Origin of the sequence: Sorangium sp. KYC3313 (assembly GCF_052075895.1) — a bacterium.
GTDB classification, from domain to species: Bacteria; Myxococcota_A; Polyangia; order Polyangiales; family Polyangiaceae; genus Sorangium; species Sorangium cellulosum_B.
The window spans coordinates 4,389,413-4,408,304 of record NZ_CP197255.1 but is presented as its reverse complement, the minus strand read 5'-3'; the positions used below and the strand labels follow the sequence as shown (position 1 = coordinate 4,408,304).

Genomic DNA, 18,892 nt, shown 5'->3' with positions numbered 1-18,892 from the left:
GTCCGTCATCGACCCGAGCCCAGGCGGAGCTTCGCCGGCGGGGATCTGACGGATGGAGAAGTTCACCGTGTCGGTGCGCCAGAGCGCGTACTGGTCCGGCACGATCACGTGCGGCTGGGCGGCCAGGCGCTGCGTGTAATCCGCAATGGAGTCCGTCAGTGAACGCACGCCCAGAGCGATGTGAATTCTTCGCATCTACGATCCTTCGCGCAGCGACAATTCGATGAGATACACCATGACGGAGCGCTGCGCAGAGACCGATACCATGGGTGAGGCAAGGGCACCAGCCCCTGCGTGCGAGCCTGGCGGACGCGGACCATGTCGTTGATGCGCTGCCAGATCAGGCCGCGATCCCGTGTGCGGTACAGCCCGCCGAACAAGGGATGATGGCTTCCGGGTGCTCGCGCGCGAGCACGGGCGCCCGTGGTGGCAGAGCGCCGGGCGCGGCAGCGCCTCAGGGCCGGTGGCCGCTGAGGTCGAAGACCGCCTCCGAGTAGAACTCGAAGGAGCCCGACATCGACCCGCAGCAGGATTGACCTTGCGGACGCCAGGTTCCTATGATGCCTGGCCCCTGAAATTCCAGGAGGACCATCAATGACATTCATCACGCTGGCACATTCCTCGCGCAACCGCCCGCCTCTTTACATTCGGCCTCTCGCCATCGAATTTCTATTACAAGAGGAGAAGGGAACGCTCCTCAATGAACTTCATGGACGACGCTACCTGGAAAGTCGTCCGATCGAACCCTTGTTGAGCGCCATCCAAGGGGATGATCCATTCGTAAAAATTCCATTCTCAAAGAACTCGATACACGCATGGGGATACATTCGCCTCAGCGCAATTGAGTACATCACGAATGTCAACGACGCAACGACGGTCCACACGTCAAGCGGCCGAGATTACATGGCCGCAGAGTCGCCCAGCGAGTTGATGGCCAGGTTTCCCGATGAGACATTCGATTGCATTCACAGCAACGAAGGACAAGCCATTTACTTTCGTCGCGAGCGATTGCTCGGAGCGTCTCCCCTCGAAGGTTCATCCACCTATGTTTACACCTTCGACAGCCGGGAGAGCGTGCACAGCGACCAGATCGAGCCGAACTGGACGACGAACATGACAGTCGCTCAGACCAAAGACGGTCGAGCATTTTTTCGGGCAAACCGAATAAAAGGCTTCCTAACGGACCAGAACGGAACCATTGAATTACACGGCGCAGTCAAGCTTGCAGGCCTACCGGCCGAGGCTGTACTGAGAGCATGCCCGATCGCGCATCCGGTGTCTTTCGCGCAATGTGCCGCCGGACAAGGCGGATCGGAAGTTAGATACGATTGGGTGCTGGATCGGGACACGATCCATGCGATTGTCCCGAGAAATCCGGGGTTAGGCCTGGACACCCACATCGGTACCCCATTTTTAGGTCTCGACACGGTCGATCCGATCGACAAACTCATAGCTCAGCTTGATTTGACGTCATTCATTCGACTGACTCGCAATTCGGACGGACGCGGCGCGAACGTTCCATCAGACTACAACAAGCAGCATCCATGGGCCTACTATCGCCCGGAATCTATTCTGACCATGGAAGCGAGAGGCCATGGAACAGCAATCACAACGAATACCGATTCACATGTCGTCGATGAAACACAGGAGGAAATTCTAAGTTCATTCATTCACCCAGGAAAGCGATAGAACATTTTGCGCATCTGGCAGAGGCAATGGGATCATCGATCGCCTTGCACGCCGCCACCGTCCACGATGGGATTGCGGTGCTGGCGCGTGCCGAGCAGGGATCGCGCGGACATCGTCGTCCCATCAGTTCTGGTGAGCGCCGGAGCGTGGCCGAGGCAGCCGTCTACGAGCGATACGGTTCTCCCTCGGTCCTCGAGCTGCGCGAGATGCCCGCGCCGGAGCCGCGGGACGATCAGGTGCGCATCCGAGTGCACGCGACCACGGCGACGGCGGCGTGCCAGATGATGCGGCGAGGCGACACGCTCATGGCGCGGGTCGTGCTCGGCTTCTTCCAGCCGCGGCGGCGCTTCCGGGTGCTCGGGATCGAGGTCGCCGGCACCGTGGAGCGCGTCGGCCGGCGCGTCACGCGGTTCCGCCCCGGCGATCGCGTGTTCGGCTTCACCGGGTTCGGCTCCGGCGGGTACGCGCAGTACGTGTGCCTGTCCGAAAACGCGTCGATCGCGCACGCCCCCGCCGGCCTGAGCCACGAAGAAGCGTGCTCGCTCGTCGACGGACCGACCACCGCGCTCTACTTCCTCCGCGACCGGGCGCGGCTCCGGACCGCCGAGCGGATCGCGATCGTCGGCGCATCCGGGAGCATCGGCACGGCCGCCGTCCAGATCGCGCGGCACCTCGGCGCGGAGGTGACGGCGGTCTGCAGCGGGCGAAACGCCGAGCTCGTGCGTTCGCTCGGCGCGCACCACATCGTCGACTACACGCGAGACGACTACGCGGCGCGCGCCGACGCGTTCGACGTCGTGTTCGACACGGTCGGCGCGAGCTCGTTCGTGCGCGCGCGGCGCTGCCTCTCGCGCGGAGGCCGATATCTGATCACGGTCGGGGGCGCCGAGCTCTACCTGCGCGATGCATGGAGCCGGATCTTCGGGAGCAGGAAGCTCGTCTTCGGAATGTCCGTCGACAAGAAGACAGCGCTCCCCGAGGTCTCGGAGCTCGTCGCGCGCGGAGCGCTCCGGCCGGTCATCGACCGGCGCTACACGCTCGCGGCCATCGCGGATGCGCACAGGTACGTCGAGACGCGACGCAAGCGGGGCAACGTTGTGATCGAGGTAGGCGCGTGATACCCCGATTCGCGTGAGCACACGCGGTGCGCTGAGGCTCGGGTCGATCGAGCAGATCCACGGGCTCATCGGGCGCCCGCCGCCAGCGCATCCGCTGGTCTCCGTGATCGCCGCGTCGTGGCAGGAGCCGCTGCGCATCGAGATCCCGATCATCGGGCGCCCCATCGAGTCCGGGCTCTACGTGATCAGCCTGAAGCGCGGGGACGAATGCCACGCCGAGTTCGGGCGACAGGTGCACGACGGGCAGGCGGGCATCATCGTCTTCGCGTCACCGGGCCAGGTGATCACGCCGATCGGCGGCGAGAGCGAGCTCGCCCACGAGGGGGAGGGCTGGACCGTCGTCTTCCACCCCGACGTGCTGCGCGACACGCCGCTCTCGGACGCGATGCACCAGTACCGGTTCTTCGGCTACGCGACGCACGAGGCGCTCCACCTCACACGGCCGGAGCGAGAGACGTTCACGGGCCTCGTCCGGCAGCTCGAGCGCGAGTCCTCGGTCCCACCCGACGCGTTCGCGCCGGACGTGCTCTCGGCGCAGCTCCAGCTCCTCTTCACGTACTGCCAGCGCGCGTACGCGCGCCAGCTCGAGGTCCGAGCGCGGGCGGCGAGCGCGGTGGCCTACGCGCTCGGATTCGAGCACCCGCAGCACTTCTCGAAGCTCTTCCGGCAGAAGACCGGACAGTCGCCCGGCGAGTGGAGACGTGGGGCGCAGAGGCCGAGGACGCGCCGCGAGACCTCGGCGTGATCTCACGCGCCGCACACGGAGCAGGCAATCACCTCAACCTGGGTCGGGTCGCGCCGCCGGCCACACCGACGTGTCCAGCGAGACGACGCCGCCCTTGAAGCGGATCGGCGCGGCAAGCAGCGCCCGGAACGCCTTGTACCCTGCCACCCCCGGGCGGAAGGCGTGCAGGAACACGTGGTGGCGCCCGTCGGCGCCCACGGCCACGGACGGGTGCCCTGGCCCCCACCATTCTTCACTGGAGCTCAGGAAGACCTCCGACGACTTGCGGTACGGGCCCGTGGGGCCGTCCGCCACGGCCGCGCCGATGCCGTAGTACGCGGTCGAGAAGTCGTTGCCGGCGTAAAACAGGTGATAGCGCCCGCCCTCCTGGGTGATCCAGACGCCCTCGATGAGGTGCGGTCATCCTTCTTCCAGACCAGCCAGGCCGTGCCGTGGGCGTCCACGAGGAGGTGGGCGTCGATCACGTCCCCGGTGACGATCGGCGCGTGTTCGGCCTCGAACGGGCCGTCCGGGCTCGCGCCTCGGGCGAGGCCGATCGCGAGCGAGCGGTCCTGCATGCGGGCCGTGAAGCAGAGCCAAACTTCATTCCCGACCCGGTGCAGCTCCGGCGCCCAGAAATCCGCCCGGTTGCAGCCGGTCAGCGTCCAGGCCGGCGCGCGCCCCTCCGGGAAGACGAAGCCGGTCAGCCGCCAGGTCGTCAGGTCGCTCGAGGCAAGGATGGGAAAGGCGTTCGGCGCGTCGTTCGAGGTCACGAGCAAGCGCCATGCGCGCTCGCCCACCCGCGCCACGCACGGGTCGCCATAGCCGTAGAGGATCGCTCGCCGGGCGCGGCACGGCCCCGGCCGCTGCTACCCCGGCCCGGGAATGCTGCGATGTTGTACCACGGTCGCTGTCCTCGGCATGCTGTACGCGTTCATGACGCTTGGGCTCGCCGGCGAAGCTGAACGCCAGCCACCCAGGCGACGATCGACATGGGATGAGGCGCATGGCGAGCAGAACGAAAGAACGACCGGAATCTGCACTTCCGAAGGGCATCGGGAAGCCGGCGCTGCGGGCGCTCGCCTCGGCCGGCGTCTCTCGCCTGGACCAGGTCGCTCGGCTCACGGAAGCCCAGCTCATGGCGCTTCATGGCGTGGGCCCCAAGGCGATCGGGGTCATCAAGGCTGCCCTCGAAGCAGAAGGAAAGTCTCTTGCCAAAGACGCGTAGCCCTCGTCGTCCAGGCGCCGCGTCCCGCGTGCGCCTGCTCCGGGGGGTGCCCGCGCCCGGCGAGCAAGGCAGCGAGGCAAAAGATCAGGATCCAGAGCGCATTTTGCTCAGCCAGCGTCAACCCGCAGCAGGATTGACCTCGCGGACGCCAGGTTCCTAGGATGCCTAGCCCCTGAAGGGTGTTGGATCGGGATACGATCCATGCATCGGCGGGGCCCCGGTGCCCGGCCGGAACGACACTCGGCGTGTCTGGACCCGCTACGATCCGAGCACGGGCGCGAGACTGCCTGTCCTTTGACAGCAGAAACTTCCGCGTCGATTGCGGCGGCGGGCTGAGCAATGGGGCTCGACACCGCGCCTGAGGTAGATATCGTGGGCGCTACCGAGGAGCATAGGGCTTCTTGGTCGCTGGAAATGGCTTCCAGCCGGAGCTGCGAACGCGGAGAGGCAGCTCAGAGGCCAGGTTTCAGGATTTCGTGAGCACGGGATGAACCAATTGCGGACCCTCAGGGCTTGGTTGCGCTGCGCGTTGCGGTTCGGATTCGGCGTTTCGGCGTTGTTGCTCGCGCCGCGCTTCGCGGAGGCGACGTCGGTGCGGCCGGTGGAGCCGATCAAGGTGAACGGCGGCGAGCTCGGGACGATCACGATCTCGAACGTGATCCTGAAGGCGCCGAACCTGGACGACGTGCTGATCGTCAAGGAAAAGTTCCTGGTGATGTTCCTGGAGGAGATGCGCGAGCTCGGCTACCGCGCGCTCGGCCGCGAGAACCTGGCGCTGAACCAGGATCGCTCGAGCGAGGCAGCCTTCGTCCTTGCCGGGACGATGACGGCGGCGGACTGCGCCGACGAGCGAGGCCTCACCTGCGGCATCACCATCAAGTGGGAGCTGCTCGATCGCGCCTCCAAGACCGTGGTCTACCAGATGACGTCGAACCACGAGGAGATGGAGATGCGCGAGCTCGACCGCGCGGCGGCCGGCAACGCGCTGCTGCTCGGCAGCCTGCGCTCGCTGCTCGCCCGGCCGATGTTCGTGCAGGCCCTCCGGGGCTCGGGCGCCCCGGTGGAGGCGCCGGCCGCGCCCGAGTTTCCGCCCGGGGAGATGCGCGGCTGCCCGGCCCGCACCCTGGCGATGCCGAAGATGAGCGAGGACGTCTTGAACGCCACGGCGCTGGTCAAGCTCGACGACGGCGTCGGCAGCGCGGTCGTGATCTCTCCGGATGGCTTGCTGCTCACCGCGGCGCACGTGGCGACGACGCCCGAGGTGGTGGTGCGCTTCCGCGACGGCAAGGAGTTTCCGGCGACCGTGATGCGCGTCAACGAGCAGTCGGACGTCGCGCTCTTGCAGCTGAAGGATGGCGCGCGCGAAACGCCGTGCTTGACGCTGCGCATGCCGCCCCCCAGCACCGGCGACGACGTGTTCGCGCTCGGCGCGCCCGGCGGCGAGAGGCTGTCGTTCTCCGTGACCCGCGGCATCGTCAGCGGCCAGCGCACGCTCGACGGCAACAGCTTGATCCAGACCGACACCAGCATCAGCCCAGGCAACAGCGGCGGGCCGCTGGTCGACGACAAGGGTCAGGTGGTCGCGATCATGACGTTCAAGGCGACCGGGCAGGGCATCGAGGGCCTGGGCTTCGGCGTGCCTTCGGCCACCGCGCTCTCGTCGCTCGGGCTGAGCTTCGGCGAGACGACCGGGGCGCTCAAAGTCGAGCGCAAAACGGCGACGGTGTCGGGCGGGCTCGCGCTCGGCGGCGTGGCCGACAAGCCCGATCCGCCCTGGTTTTATGTGGGCAAGGACGCGCCCGGCAAGACGCCGGGCTGGGTCGGGCAGGCGAACGGCTGGGGCTGGGTGGCGTTCGTCGCCGGCGGCGCCACGGTCGGCACGACCGCGCTCCTGAACATCGGCAGTACGCCCTCCAGCTTCGGCACGCTCCGCACCTGGAACACCGTGGGTTGGGCCGTCGCCGGGCTCGGCGCGGGCATGGTGCTGAGCTCGTACGTCTTTGCGCCGGACAAGAAGCCGCCCGCGACCGGGGGGCGTTCGACGCCGGGCCGCACCTTCGCCGCCGGTGTCGGCGCGCCCGGCATCGGGCTCACCTCACTTTCCATCATGGGGACGTTCTGATGTTGCTCCGCACGCTGTGTGCTGCGCTGCTCTTTCTGCTGCCGGGAGGGTGCCTGCTCTTGCAAGAGGCGCCGACGAGACCGCTGGGCGAGGAGTGCGAAGACAACGACTGGTGCAATGAAGGCCTGATCTGCGTCTTCCCGTATGGGACGAACAACCCGGGTGAGTGCAGCACGCCCGGTACGTGCGCCGCCGACAGCGATTGCCCCGCGGGTCAGCTCTGCCAGGGCTCCACGATCGACACGTCCGGCGTGTGTCAGGCGAACACGGGCTGCGTCTCCGACACGGCGTGTGTGGCGGGCGCCACCTGCTACCGCGGTAGCTGCTTGTTCTTGTGCGAATCCTCCCTGGAGTGCCCCGAGGACACGTACTGCAGCACGCTGGATGAGTGCCCGTACCGTATGACCTGCCCCAAGGCCTGCGCGTACCTCTGAGGCGCCGTCGAATCGCGCGTGCTTTGGGCCGAGGTTCGGCGGGTGAGGGAGCCGAATCTCCGAGGGAACCCTATTTAACCCAAGGTCCCCGCGCGGGGGCGCGCAGCGCGGGATCGTCGCCCGAGAGCTGGGGCAGCATCGCGACGAACGCCCACTCCTGCACGCCCGAGTCGTCGAACGTCAGGTGAACGCGGTCGCCGTCGCGCTCGAACGTGATGGTGAACAGCGCACGGTCGAGCACGGCGTCGTCCGACGTCGTCGTGAACTGCTCCTCGAAGTCCTCCTCGACGAGGAACTCGCCCGACGCCGCCGCGCGAGCCTGCGGATCGTCCACGCGCACCACCAGCCGCGGCAGGTCGGTGCAGTGCACCGCGCCGAGCCCGCGCAGCAGCACCTCACGCAGCCACGCGCCGCCGAGATCGAAGCCGCCGCCCCAGAAGAACACCAGGCGATCGACGCTGAGCACGTTCGCCTCGTCGTTGAACAGGCCCTTGAGCAGGAACCGCGACGTTGCGTCGCCCGGCCACGGCACGCCGTGCCGCCGGCCGAGCTCGACCAGCGGCGCGGGCACGGCGCCCTCGCTCCACGGCGCGTCGGCGGTCTCCTCGTAGGTGACGTAGTCCGCGACGAGCCGCCGCAGCTCCGCAGCGGCCTGCTCCGCCGCGGCGACCGTCGAGAACTCCGCTGCCTGCATCACGACGTGGCTCATGCGTGCCGTGTATATGATTCCGCGGGCGATGACGAGGAAGCCGTCGATTCAGGCGAAGACCATCACGGAATGGAAGGACCGTGATGAAGCAGGGACCGGAGACCCCTGATTCCAGTCGCGTCGAGCACGGGTACCCCGCTGCTCGTGCCGGAACAAGCGGAGTCCTGGCGGGTGCGCCCCGCGTCGCGCGCGCGGTACTCGGCGATCATCTCCTTCGTCACGTCGCGATCATAACAGAGAGGCGCCGCGCCTCCCGGCCGCGAGTAAGCGCTGCGCTTGCCGCATTGTCTGCCCGCTCGATCGGTATCGTAAGGACACGGGCAGCTCCCGCTGTACGCCGCTCGCGACTCGGCGATGAGAGCCTTCCGGATCGCGGCGTCCGTCTTCGGCGCCTCTGCCCTGGCCGAGGGCGCCGCGAACATCGCCATTCCAACGACGAGCCAGCATCCAAGCCGCATCACCTGGCATCGTACCGACCCTCCGGAGCCTCACAACAGGATCGTTCGTTCATGTGCCCCCGTGTGTTCGCGTCGGTCGAGCGGATGGCATCGTGTCCCACTCGGCGGTGATTCACATCGGGTCGGGCTTTCGCGCGTCCGTCGTGCGCAGCATCGTCACGGGGCTCGACGCCCTGGGACGCCTCGACCGACCGATCGAGAAACCGCTCCTCGTCTTGACGGGCGCGCCGCGACCAGGGATCCTCGCTGGCATGCGTCTCGCCGCGTTCGGGGTGACCCTGTTGCTCGTGGGCAACGCGCACGCCGAGCCGACGGCGCAAGCGCCCGCCGTCGACACCACCCGGCGCGACGTGGGCACCGGCCTCTCCGTGGGCGGACTGGTCCTCGGCTCCGTCGGAGCAGGCATGTTCTTCCTCACCCGGCCGAGCGGCGACGATTCCTGCGGTTGCGCGTCTCGCGCATGGGTCTTTCCCACCGTGCTCATGAGCGTCGGAGGCGCGATGACCCTCACGGGTGTACCGCTCTGGATCACGGGTCAGATGAAGCTCGATCGCGCCACGACCCGGGCCGAGCTGCAGCTCGGTCCGCTCGGCGGAAGCGTCCGGCTCCTGTTCTGAAGGCGTGCGACGCGCGCCCCGCCGCCCCCCGCCGTCACGTGACCGCGGCCCCCGCGGCGAGCCCGCCGCTCACGGCTCCGCGGGCGCCCCGTCCCGTAGCCCGAGCGTCTCCTCGCGCGCCGACAGGCACGCCTCGCTCCCCACGACGAACGCGCGGCAGTTGTCCGGCCTGATCTCGTAGATGGCGCAGCGCAGATCCTCGCAGAGGTGCTGGCACCGCCCGCTCGCCGCGAAGCGCAGCGTGATCTTGCCGTCCCGCGCCCGCCGCACGTAGGCGCGCCCCGTGAGGTCGCCGCGGCCGGCGCCCCGGAAGCGCGCGAGGTCCACCTCGTCGAGCAGCACGTTGGCGTCGTGGCAGCAGGCGCCGCACGAAAGGCAGTCGAGCGCCACCTCGCGGATCGCCCCCGGGTGCGTGCTGTCGCGCTCGCACCAGTCGAGGACCGAGCCCTCGTACTGCCGCTTCACCCGCGCCGTCGCGAGCCCCTTGGCCGGCCCCTCGCCCACGCGGCGAAAGCGCTGCTGCTCGATCGACAGGAGCGACCACAGCCCGAGCTCCGTGAGCTTCCCGTCCTCGCCGATGGAGAGCAGGAGGTCGACCCGCTCGTCCGGCAGCACGATGGCCGCGTGCCCGCCGGCCCTCACGTGCGCCGCTGCGCGGCTCAGGAAACGCGGGCGAAACCGGCGCCAGACGGGGCGAGACACGACGTATGCGGACATCGGGGCGCATCTTCGCGCCCCGGCCCCGCGCTGCCAAGCCCCCGCCCTCGCCCGGCGGCGGCGCTGCGCTATGTTGGAAGGGTGCGACATCGCAAGAAGATCGTCATCGTGAAGACCGGTGAGCCCGTCCCCCCGGTCCTCGAGCGACGCGGCCAGTTCGCCGACCTGATCGAGCAGACGATCGGCGCCAGCTGGGGCGGCGGATACGCCGCCGTCGACGCCCGCACGGACGAGCTCCCCGCGCCCGGCGCCCCCGAGACCGCCGCCTTCGTCGTCACCGGCTCGTCGGCCAACGTCCCCCACCGCGAGCCCTGGATGCTCCGCTGCGAGGCGTGGCTGCGCGGCGTCGTGCACGCCGGCACCCCCACGTTCGGCATCTGCTTCGGCCACCAGATCCTCGCCCAGGCCCTCGGCGGCGAGGTCGTCCGGAACCCGCGCGGCCGCGAGATCGGCAGGATCCGCGTCCAGCGCCGCGCCGACGACCCGCTCTTCGACGGCCTGCCGTCGAGCTTCGAGGCGCACGCGACCCACGTCGACACGGTCGGCACGCTGCCCGAGCGGGCCGTGAGCCTCGCGTTCACCGAGCTCGACGACCACCAGGTCATCCGCTTCACGAGCACGTGCTACGGCGTGCAGTTCCACCCCGAGATGGACCACGACGTCATCGCCGGCTACATCGCGTGGCGGCGCGAGATCCTGCAGGCCGAGGGCCACGACGTCCCGGCGCTCCTCGCCCCCATCGCGCCGGATCAGCTCGGCACACGGACGCTGCACAATTTCATCCGGCACGTGGTCGTGCGCGGCGCCTGATCCCTACGGCGCCGACCTGACCTGGGTAGTCCCTGCCCTGACTGACGCGCCGGTCAGTCGCCTCTCGGCCTGGCCCGCCGGCCGCGCGACGGGCTCGCCCGCTCCGGCGCCTCGCCGGGGGCGTCCCCCGCCGCGGGCGCGGCGCGCTCGCCCTCCGGGCCCCGCGCCGCGAGCCCGGCCGCGGGGTCCATCCGGAGGTAGCCGCGCCGCAGGAAATCGTGGAGCGCCGTGACGATGCGCTCGCGCGGGCGGGCCTGCTCCTCGAGGGCGTTCTCGAACAGCACCTCCTTCAGCGCGCCGATCGTGAACGTCGCGTACAGCTCGGTGTCCCCCGGCTCGATGACGCCGAGCCGCTGCCCCTCCGCGAGGCTCTGCTGCAGCAGGAGCTTCACCTCCTGGCGGAACGCCCGCAGCTCCTTGACGAACGCCGGGTCGAGCCCGGCCGCGTGCGACAGGAGGATGCTCGTCAGCGCCGGATCGTCGAGCAGGACGGCCACGATCGCGCGGATGTTGTGCTTGACCTGCGCCTCGACGTCCGCCGACGGGTCCACGCGCAGGATGGCGCCGCCGAGCCGCGAGAAGAGGCCGCGCACGAGCTCGCCGAACACCGAGCGCTTGTCGGGGAAGTAGAGGTAGAACGTCCCCTTCGCGACCTTCGCGAGCGCGACGATGTCGTCGACCTTCGCCTCGTGATACCCCTTCTCGGAAAACACGGTACGCGCGGCGCGGAGGAGCGCCTGGCGGCGCTCGGCCTTGTCCATGGGCCGGTCGCTTTACCATCACCGGCCCGCCATCTGGGGACCGATGTCTCCCCCGCCGGCGTCGAGCGGGCCCGCCGCCCGAAAAGTCCCGGAAAGTTCGCGGCACAGCGCACGACACGCGGACGCTGGAGGGCGCCACGCGCCGTCAGACGCAACCGGTCGCAACCGGTCGCAACCGAGCGCAACCGGTCGCAACCGGTCGCAACCGAGCGCGACGTCGGAACCTTGCACCCTGGACGCAGCGATGGCCCGAGATGGCCGAAAAACGGCGTCGTGCGGCGACCAAGACGCACCGGATTGCTTGATTTCCCAGGCACCCCGTTGTAGCCATCACGACTGACCAGCCAGTCAGTCGGACGCTGGGGACCGGCGACGGCGGTGGGAGGAGCCCCGATGGGAAGGCAGATCCAGGAACCGGTCGTGGTCGGCATCGACGTCGGCTCGACGACGGTGAAGGCCGTCGTGCTCGACCCGCAGACGCTCGAGATCCTCTGGAGCGACTACCAGCGGCATCAGACGAAGCAGCCGGAGAAGGTGCTCGAGCTCCTCGAGACCATCGAGGCGTCGTTCCCCGCGTCGCCGAGGGACAGCTGGCGGGTGTTCATGACGGGCTCGGGCGCCGCGCCCCTCTGCCCCGGCCTGGGCGCGAAGTTCGTCCAGGAGGTCAACGCGGTCACGCTCGCGGTCGAGAACCTGCACCCGGACGTGGGCAGCGTCATCGAGCTCGGCGGGCAGGACGCAAAGATCATCATCTTCCAGCGGGACGAGAAGACGGGCGACAAGACCGCCGCGCCGTCGATGAACGACAAGTGCGCCTCCGGCACGGGCGCCACCATCGACAAGTGCATGATCAAGGTGGGCCTGCCGTCGACGGAGGTGGTGAAGATCCACTTCGACGACTCGAAGCTCCACCACGTCGCCGCGAAGTGCGGCGTCTTCGCCGAGACGGACATCGTGAACCTCGTGAAGAGCGGCATCCCCTCGACGGAGATCCTCTGCTCGCTCGCCGACGCGATCGTCCTCCAGAACCTGTCGGTGCTGACGCGCGGCTCGACGCTGAAGCACAAGGTGATCCTGCTCGGCGGCCCCAACACCTACCTCCCCTTCCTCCAGGAGTGCTGGCGCAAGCGGATCCCCGAGACCTGGGACGAGCGCGGCTACAGCTGGCCGAAGGACCAGCCGGTCGAGGAGACGATCTTCGTCCCGGCGAACGCGCAGTACTACGCGGCGTTCGGCGCGTGCGTGTACGGGCTCAAGGAGGCGCCGGAGGTCGGCCGCTACGCCGGCAAGTCGGGGCTCGTCGAGTACATGACGAACGGCAGGAAGGCCCGGCTCGGCGAGAGCGCGGGCCCGCCGCTCGTGAAGACCCGGGACGAGGTCGACGAGTTCCGGAAGCTCTACAGCATCCCGAGGTTCAGGCCGATGGAGCTCGCGCCCGGCCAGGTGGTGCGCGGGGTCATCGGCCTCGACGGCGGCTCCACCTCGTCGAAGGCGGTGCTCATCGACGAGGACGGGAACATCGTCTGCAAGGCCTACCAGCTCTCCAAGGGCAACCCGATCCAGGACGCCAAGGAGCTCCTCGCCCAGCTCCGGCAGTACGTGCTCGATCAGGGCGCGACGCTCGAGGTGCTCGGCTTCGGCGGCACCGGGTACGCGGCCGACGTGCTCCAGGAGTGCATGCGCGCCGACGTCAACATCGTCGAGACCGTCGCCCACATGATGAGCGCGGTGAAGTTCTTCGGCGACGTCGACGTCATCTGCGATATCGGCGGACAGGACATCAAGGTCCTGTTCATGAAGAACGGCGATATCGCGAACTTCCGCCTCTCCAACTCGTGCTCTGCGGGCAACGGCATGTTGCTCCAGGCGATGGCCGACCAGTTCGGCCTGAAGGTGACCGAGTACGCCGACACGGCGTTCGGCGCCGAGCTCGCGCCGAAGTTCAGCTACGGCTGCGCCGTCTTCCTCGACACGGACCGCGTGAACTTCCAGAAGGAGGGCTTCTCGAAGGAGGAGCTGCTCGCCGGGCTCGCCCAGGTGCTGCCGAAGAACGTGTGGCAGTACGTCGTGCAGATCCCGCGGCTCGCGGCGCTCGGCACGCGCTACGTGCTGCAGGGCGGCACGCAGTACAACCTCGCGGCGGTCAAGGCGCAGGTCGATTACATCAAGGAGCGCGTCCCCGGCGCCGAGGTGTTCGTCCACCCGCACACCGGCGAGGCCGGCGCGCTCGGCGCCGCGTTCGAGACGCTCCGGGTGGTGAAGCGCAAGGGCCGGTCGACGTTCATCGGGATCGACGCGGCGATCGCCCTCGAGTACACGACGAAGAACGACGAGGAGACGGTCTGCCACTTCTGCCCGAACGAGTGCAAGCGGACCTTCATCGACACGAAGCGGCCTGACGGGACGACGAGCCGCTACATCTCGGGCTTCTCGTGCGAGAAGGGCACGGTCGAGAGCGAGCAGGCGATGCTCGCGCTCGTCGCCGAGCGGAAGAAGATCGCGAAGCAGTTCCCGAACCTCGTCGACTACGAGTCGAAGCTCGCCTTCCGGCACTTCTACGACACGGCCCCGCTCCCGGAGGACGGCGCGCCGGTGAAGGACACGGTCGTCAAGAAGGGCTTCCTCGGCATCCGCCGGGTGGAGACGACGCGCCCGTTCCGGCGGAGCGGCACCGGGGTGCGGGAGCGCCTCCGCCGCGTCCGCATCGGCATCCCGCGCGTCCTCAACATCTACTCGACCGGCCCGTATTACCGCGCCTACTTCGAGGCGCTCGGTATCCCCAAGCAGAACGTCGTCTTCAGCGACGCGACGAGCGAGGAGATGTGGGTCGAGGGCGGGAAATACGGCTCCATCGATCCGTGCTTCCCGTCCAAGGTGGCGCAGGCCCACGTCCACAACCTGCTCTTCCACCACCACAGCGACGAGAAGAAGCTCCATTACATCTTCTTCCCCATCCTCACCCATGTGCCGAGCTTCGGCGAAGGGGTGATGGACAAGACGAGCTGCCCGATCGTCGCGGGCGTGCCGGACGTCATGAAGGCGGCGTTCACGAAGGAGGTCGACTTCTTCAAGACGCGCGGCATCGAGTACCTCGATCCCGCGCTCACGTTCTCCGAGATGACGCTGACGGCGCGCCGGATGTTCGAGACCTGGGGCCCGCGGCTCGGCGTCACCGAGGACGAGAGCGATCACGCGCACCGCGAGGGGATGCGGGCGCTCTCGCAGTTCGAGCGCGACCTCCAGGACAAGGGGCGGGCGATCCTCGAGACGGTCGAGTCCGAGAACCGGGTCGCCATCCTGATGATCGGGCGGCCGTACCACTCCGACCCGGGCCTGAACCACGGCATCCCGGAGGAGTTCCAGGTGCTCGGTTATCCGATCCTCTCGGTGCGGTCCATCCCGCGCGACATGGAGTACCTCGCGCGGTACTTCAAGGACGAGATCGCGAGCGGCCAGCACCCGCTCGACATCAACGACGTCTGGCCGGAGAACTACTCGGCCAACAGCGCGCAGAAGGTCTGGGCGGCCAAGTTCGCCGCCCGCCACCCGAACGTCGTCCTGCTCGATCTCTCGAGCTTCAAGTGCGGCCACGACGCGCCGACGTACGGGATCATCGACAGCATCGTGAGCTCGAGCGCCACGCCGTACGCGGCGCTGCACGACATCGACGCCAACAAGCCGGGCGGGTCGATCAAGATCCGCGTGAAGACGTACGCGCACAGCCTCAAGCTGCACGAGGAGGCGCTCGAGGACGCGGCGAAGAAGAAGGCGCAGCTGGTCCAGCGCATCGAGGAGAAGCGGCTCGAGCTGCTCCAGCTGAAGCGCGACCAGCAGGCGGCGCGCAAGATCACGGATCCCGCGCTCGAGCGGGAGATCGCCGCGCTCGCCGAGAAGGTCCGGAGCTACGTCGCGCCGGTCTCGCCCCCCGAGGTGCCGAAGACGGGCCTCGTGCAGCTCAAGAAGAAGCAGTCCGACGGGACCGTCGTCCCCCTGGAAGCCTGAACCACGTCGAAGGTCGAGGGGGGGACGGCGGGGCCGCCCCTTCCAGCATCCAAGCGAAGGGAAGCCACGCCATGCAACATACGAGCACGACGACCACGCAGAAGACGCGCCTTCCTCTGGTGGGCGAGGCGCGATCCAACAAGACCGACGTCGACATCGAGGCGGAGCTCAGGGCGTTCGAGGAGGCCGAGCGGGAGCGGCTCGGGCTCAAGGCCGAGCGGCGCCAGTGGGTCGACAACATGCTCAAGCCGAAGATGACGAAGAAGGAGCGCGAGAGCGTCACGCTCCTCATCAGCGGCCTCACCGCCGCGCAGGACTTCCTGTGCGAGGGCGCGCTGAAGGGCCTCGGCTACAACGTCCACTACTTCGGGATGAGCGACAGCGCGGGGCTGCAGACGGGCAAGGAGTTCGGCAACCGCGGCCAGTGCAACCCGACGTACTTCACGGTCGGCGGCCTCGTGAAGCACCTCATCGACCTGCGCGACAAGCAGGGGATGTCGACCGAGGACATCATCAAGAACTACGTGTTCCTGACGGCGGGCGCGTGCGGGCCCTGTCGGTTCGGCATGTACGTGACCGAGTACAGGAAGGCGCTCCGGGACGCCGGCTTCGACGGCTTCCGGGTCATGCTCTTCCAGCAGACCGGCGGGCTCTCGCAGGCGACGGGCGACGACGTCGGGCTCGAGATGAACCCCGCCTTCTTCATCGCGATCATCAAGGCCATCGTCTGCGGCGACACGCTGAACGCGCTGGGCTACCGGATCCGGCCTTACGAGGTCGAGCCGGGCGCGACGAACCGCGCGATGGAGAGCGCGAAGCGCATCCTCTACAAGGCTCTTTACGAGCAGACGAACGTGTTCAAGGCGCTCTACGAGGCGCGCAAGGAGTTCGAGGGCGTCCGGGTGGACAAGCTCCGGCCCAAGGCGAAGACGTCGATCATCGGCGAGTTCTGGGCGATGACGACCGAGGGAGACGGCAACTACGCCCTGCAGAAGTTCCTCGAGAGCGAGGGCGGCGAGAACGACATCCAGCTCACGACGGCGTGGCTGCTCTACAACATCTGGGAGTGCGCCCGGGACACCCGCGAGCGGCACGACCTGCGCGGCGCCGACGAGGGCAATTACGGCCTCGCCAGCCTGGACGAGTTCGGCGTGGCCAAGCGCCTCGCGACGATGCGCCTCGCCGAGGGCGCGCTGCGCGTCGGCTTCCAGGCGTTCGCGCTGCCGCTCGGCCTGCTCGACTACCACCTTCCGGACATGGAGCTCGTGGCGGAGGTGGCGAAGGACTACTACTCGAACGACCTCCGCGGCGGCGAGGGCCACATGGAGGTCGGCAAGCTCATCGTGAACGCCGTGAAGTCGAAGGCGCACGTGACGGTGAGCGTGAAGCCGTTCGGCTGCATGCCCTCCTCGGGCGTCTCCGACGGCGTCCAGTCGCTGATCACGTCGCGCTACCCCGGGACGATCTTCTGCGCGGTGGAGACGAGCGGCGACGGCGCGACGAACTTCTACTCGCGCATCCAGATGTACATGTTCAAGGCGCGCATCCTGGCCGAGCAGGAGCTCACCCGCGCCTACGAGGAGGCCGGCGTCACGGAGGCCGAGGTGCGCGCGTTCCTCGAGAGGAACCCGAAGTACGCGAGCCCGCTCCACCACGCGCCGCACCGCGTCGCCGGCTCGGCCGCCAACCTGGTCTACGAGGTGGCGCCGCTCATCAAGCAGACGGCCGCCGAGCGCGCCGTGGGCAAGGCCAGGGCGGCGGCGGGCGCGCTCCGCGACGCCGTGATGGCCGCCCCGGCCAAGGCGAAGGCGGCGGCGGAGTTCCTCACGGCTCCGGAGACGCTCGCCCGGGCGCGCGAGGACGTCGCGCTGATCCGCGACATCGTCGGCGGCAAGGCCGCGGAGCGGTTCAGCCCGCTGGTCAAGCGCCTGGCCGGCAAGGCGTACTTCGAGAACAACCCCGAGGTGCGCCACGTGAGCCACGCGGAGAACAGCGTGGAGCCCATCGCCGCGGAGTGAGGCGGACGAGGCGGACGCCGCCGGGCGAGCTTCGCCCGGCGGCACCCTCAGCCTCTCCGCGAGCGCCGCGCCACCCCGCCCGCCGCGCGCCGTCCGGCCGCGACGCACGCACGAAATTCTGCTAGATATCGCGCGCCATGACCGAACTGCGCTCGTTGTCTCCCGATGCTCTTGCCTCGCTCACCCGTGAGCTCGAGGCGCGTTTTGCTGCCTTTGAAGCCCGCGGCCTCAAGCTCGACATGACGCGCGGCAAGCCGTCGTCCGAGCAGCTCGACCTCGCGAACGGCATGCTCGCGCTGCCCGGCGCGGGCGACGTCGTCGCCTCGGACGGCTCGGATACGCGCAACTACGGCGGCCTCGACGGCCTGCCCGAGATGAAGGCCATCTTCGCCGAGATGCTCGAGGTCCCCTCGGAGCAGGTCATCGTCGGCGGAAACAGCAGCCTGACGATGATGCACGACGCGGTGGTCCGCGCGCTCGTCCACGGCGTGCCGGACGGCAGCGGCCCCTGGGTGAAGCAGCCCAAGGTGAAGTTCCTGTGCCCGAGCCCCGGCTACGATCGCCACTTCGCGATCTGCGAGCACCACGGCATCGAGATGATCACGGTCGACCTGCGCGACGACGGTCCGGACATGGATCAGGTCGAGAAGCTCGTCGCCGAGGACGCGACCATCAAGGGCATGTGGAGCGTGCCGAAGTACTCCAACCCCACGGGCACCACGTACAGCCCCGAGGTCGTGCGCCGGCTCGCGGCCATGAAGACAGCGGCCCCCGACTTCCGCCTCTTCTGGGACAACGCCTACGCGGTCCACGACCTCTACGCCGAGGGCGACCCGCTCGCGAACATCGTGCCTGCGTGCCAGTCCGCGGGCCACCCCAACCGGCCGTTCGTCTTCGCCTCCACGTCGAAGATCTCGTTCGCCGGCAGCGGCGTCGCCGCCATGGCGTCCAGCTCCGCGAACGTGGCGGACGCGAAGAAGCACCTCGGCATCCAGACCATCGGTCCGGACAAGGTGAACCAGCTGCGGCACGTGCGGTTCTACAAGGATTTCAAGGGCCTGCTGAGCCACATGCAGCGGCACGCCGAGCTCATGCGGCCCAAGTTCGAGGCGGTGACGTCCACGTTCGAGCGCGAGCTCGGCGGCAAGGGCATCGCCACCTGGACCTCGCCGCGCGGCGGCTACTTCGTCAGCCTCGACACCCTCGACGGCTGTGCGAAGGAGGTGGTGCGCCTGGCCAACAAGGCGGGCGTGAAGCTGACCGGCGCCGGCGCGACGTACCCGTACGGCCGCGATCCTCGCGACCGCAACATCCGGGTCGCGCCCTCGATGCCGCCGCTGGATCAGATCCGCGTCGCGATGGATGTCGTCGCGGTCTGTGTCCAGCTCGCGAGCGTCCGCAAGCTCGCTGGCTGATCGCCGTCATCGCGGTCATCGCCGTCATCGTCGCTCGCCCGCATTGCGATCGACGCACCGCAGTGCAAGG

The 18,892-nt window shown here is 68.4% G+C and carries 14 protein-coding genes and 2 pseudogenes; 11 read left to right on the top strand and 5 right to left on the bottom strand.

The genetic code is table 11. The features are described from left to right. The first annotated feature begins 594 nt into the window (after positions 1-594). From ACSRUE_RS17285 to ACSRUE_RS17275, 3 genes are all read left to right on the top strand, one after another. Positions 595-1,689, top strand: a complete 1,095-nt coding sequence (locus ACSRUE_RS17285) for a hypothetical protein (RefSeq protein ID WP_441291947.1) — start codon at positions 595-597, stop codon at positions 1,687-1,689. 146 nt (positions 1,690-1,835) lie between these two features. After that, positions 1,836-2,807, top strand: coding sequence for an NAD(P)-dependent alcohol dehydrogenase (locus tag ACSRUE_RS17280; RefSeq protein ID WP_441291946.1), 972 nt, complete (start codon positions 1,836-1,838; stop codon positions 2,805-2,807). A 13-nt stretch (positions 2,808-2,820) separates the two neighbouring features. Beyond that, positions 2,821-3,552 (top strand): helix-turn-helix domain-containing protein, encoded by a 732-nt coding sequence (locus tag ACSRUE_RS17275; protein ID WP_441291945.1) that lies wholly within the window; start codon positions 2,821-2,823, stop codon positions 3,550-3,552. 33 nt (positions 3,553-3,585) lie between these two features. Here the strand turns inward: ACSRUE_RS17275 and ACSRUE_RS17270 are convergent. After that, positions 3,586-4,304 (bottom strand): annotated as a pseudogene (locus ACSRUE_RS17270) (family 43 glycosylhydrolase). Positions 4,305-4,537: 233 nt separating this feature from the next. Here ACSRUE_RS17270 and ACSRUE_RS17265 point away from each other — a divergent pair. The 3 genes from ACSRUE_RS17265 (at position 4,538) to ACSRUE_RS17255 (ending at position 7,315) form a co-directional block, all read left to right on the top strand. Continuing rightward, entirely contained in the window at positions 4,538-4,759 is a 222-nt protein-coding gene (locus ACSRUE_RS17265; RefSeq protein ID WP_437765258.1) for a helix-hairpin-helix domain-containing protein, read from the top strand. 556 nt (positions 4,760-5,315) lie between these two features. Next, on the top strand, positions 5,316-6,881 hold the full coding sequence (locus ACSRUE_RS17260; protein ID WP_441291944.1) for a S1C family serine protease: 1,566 nt from the start codon (positions 5,316-5,318) through the stop codon (positions 6,879-6,881). Then, positions 6,881-7,315, top strand: coding sequence for a hypothetical protein (locus tag ACSRUE_RS17255; RefSeq protein WP_441291943.1), 435 nt, complete (start codon positions 6,881-6,883; stop codon positions 7,313-7,315). Before ACSRUE_RS17260 ends, ACSRUE_RS17255 begins: the two co-directional genes overlap by 1 nt. Before the next feature lie 70 nt (positions 7,316-7,385). Here the strand turns inward: ACSRUE_RS17255 and ACSRUE_RS17250 are convergent, their stop codons facing one another. Both ACSRUE_RS17250 and ACSRUE_RS17245 read right to left on the bottom strand, forming a co-directional pair. After that, on the bottom strand, positions 7,386-8,024 hold the full coding sequence (locus ACSRUE_RS17250; protein ID WP_441291942.1) for a hypothetical protein: 639 nt from the start codon (positions 8,022-8,024) through the stop codon (positions 7,386-7,388). A 185-nt stretch (positions 8,025-8,209) separates the two neighbouring features. Beyond that, positions 8,210-8,452, bottom strand: a pseudogene (locus ACSRUE_RS17245) (hypothetical protein); the annotation flags it as partial. 122 nt (positions 8,453-8,574) lie between these two features. Between ACSRUE_RS17245 and ACSRUE_RS17240 the strand changes: the two are divergent. Beyond that, positions 8,575-9,099, top strand: coding sequence for a hypothetical protein (locus ACSRUE_RS17240; protein ID WP_441291941.1), 525 nt, complete (start codon positions 8,575-8,577; stop codon positions 9,097-9,099). Positions 9,100-9,168: 69 nt separating this feature from the next. On the opposite strand, the gene ACSRUE_RS17235 is transcribed toward ACSRUE_RS17240, so the two are convergent. After that, a complete protein-coding gene (locus tag ACSRUE_RS17235; protein WP_441291940.1) occupies positions 9,169-9,816 on the bottom strand; it encodes a YkgJ family cysteine cluster protein in 648 nt (215 codons plus the stop codon). An 81-nt stretch (positions 9,817-9,897) separates the two neighbouring features. Between ACSRUE_RS17235 and ACSRUE_RS17230 the strand changes: the two genes are divergently transcribed. After that, positions 9,898-10,626 (top strand): glutamine amidotransferase, encoded by a 729-nt coding sequence (locus ACSRUE_RS17230; RefSeq protein WP_441291939.1) that lies wholly within the window; start codon positions 9,898-9,900, stop codon positions 10,624-10,626. Positions 10,627-10,679: 53 nt separating this feature from the next. On the opposite strand, the gene ACSRUE_RS17225 is transcribed toward ACSRUE_RS17230, so the two are convergent. Next, positions 10,680-11,387: a TetR/AcrR family transcriptional regulator gene (locus ACSRUE_RS17225; protein ID WP_437765251.1), complete on the bottom strand. Its 708-nt coding sequence runs from the start codon at positions 11,385-11,387 to the stop codon at positions 10,680-10,682. A gap of 393 nt (positions 11,388-11,780) precedes the next feature. Here ACSRUE_RS17225 and ACSRUE_RS17220 point away from each other — a divergent pair, with 393 nt between their 5' ends. From ACSRUE_RS17220 to ACSRUE_RS17210, 3 genes are all read left to right on the top strand, one after another. Beyond that, positions 11,781-15,389 (top strand): BadF/BadG/BcrA/BcrD ATPase family protein, encoded by a 3,609-nt coding sequence (locus tag ACSRUE_RS17220; protein WP_441291938.1) that lies wholly within the window; start codon positions 11,781-11,783, stop codon positions 15,387-15,389. 71 nt (positions 15,390-15,460) lie between these two features. Next, positions 15,461-17,407 carry a 2-hydroxyglutaryl-CoA dehydratase gene (locus tag ACSRUE_RS17215; protein ID WP_441291937.1) on the top strand — a complete coding sequence of 649 codons (1,947 nt, stop codon included), beginning with the start codon at positions 15,461-15,463 and terminating at the stop codon, positions 17,405-17,407. Positions 17,408-17,544: 137 nt separating this feature from the next. Continuing rightward, entirely contained in the window at positions 17,545-18,822 is a 1,278-nt protein-coding gene (locus ACSRUE_RS17210) for an aminotransferase class I/II-fold pyridoxal phosphate-dependent enzyme (protein ID WP_441291936.1), read from the top strand. Positions 18,823-18,892 lie beyond the last annotated feature (70 nt).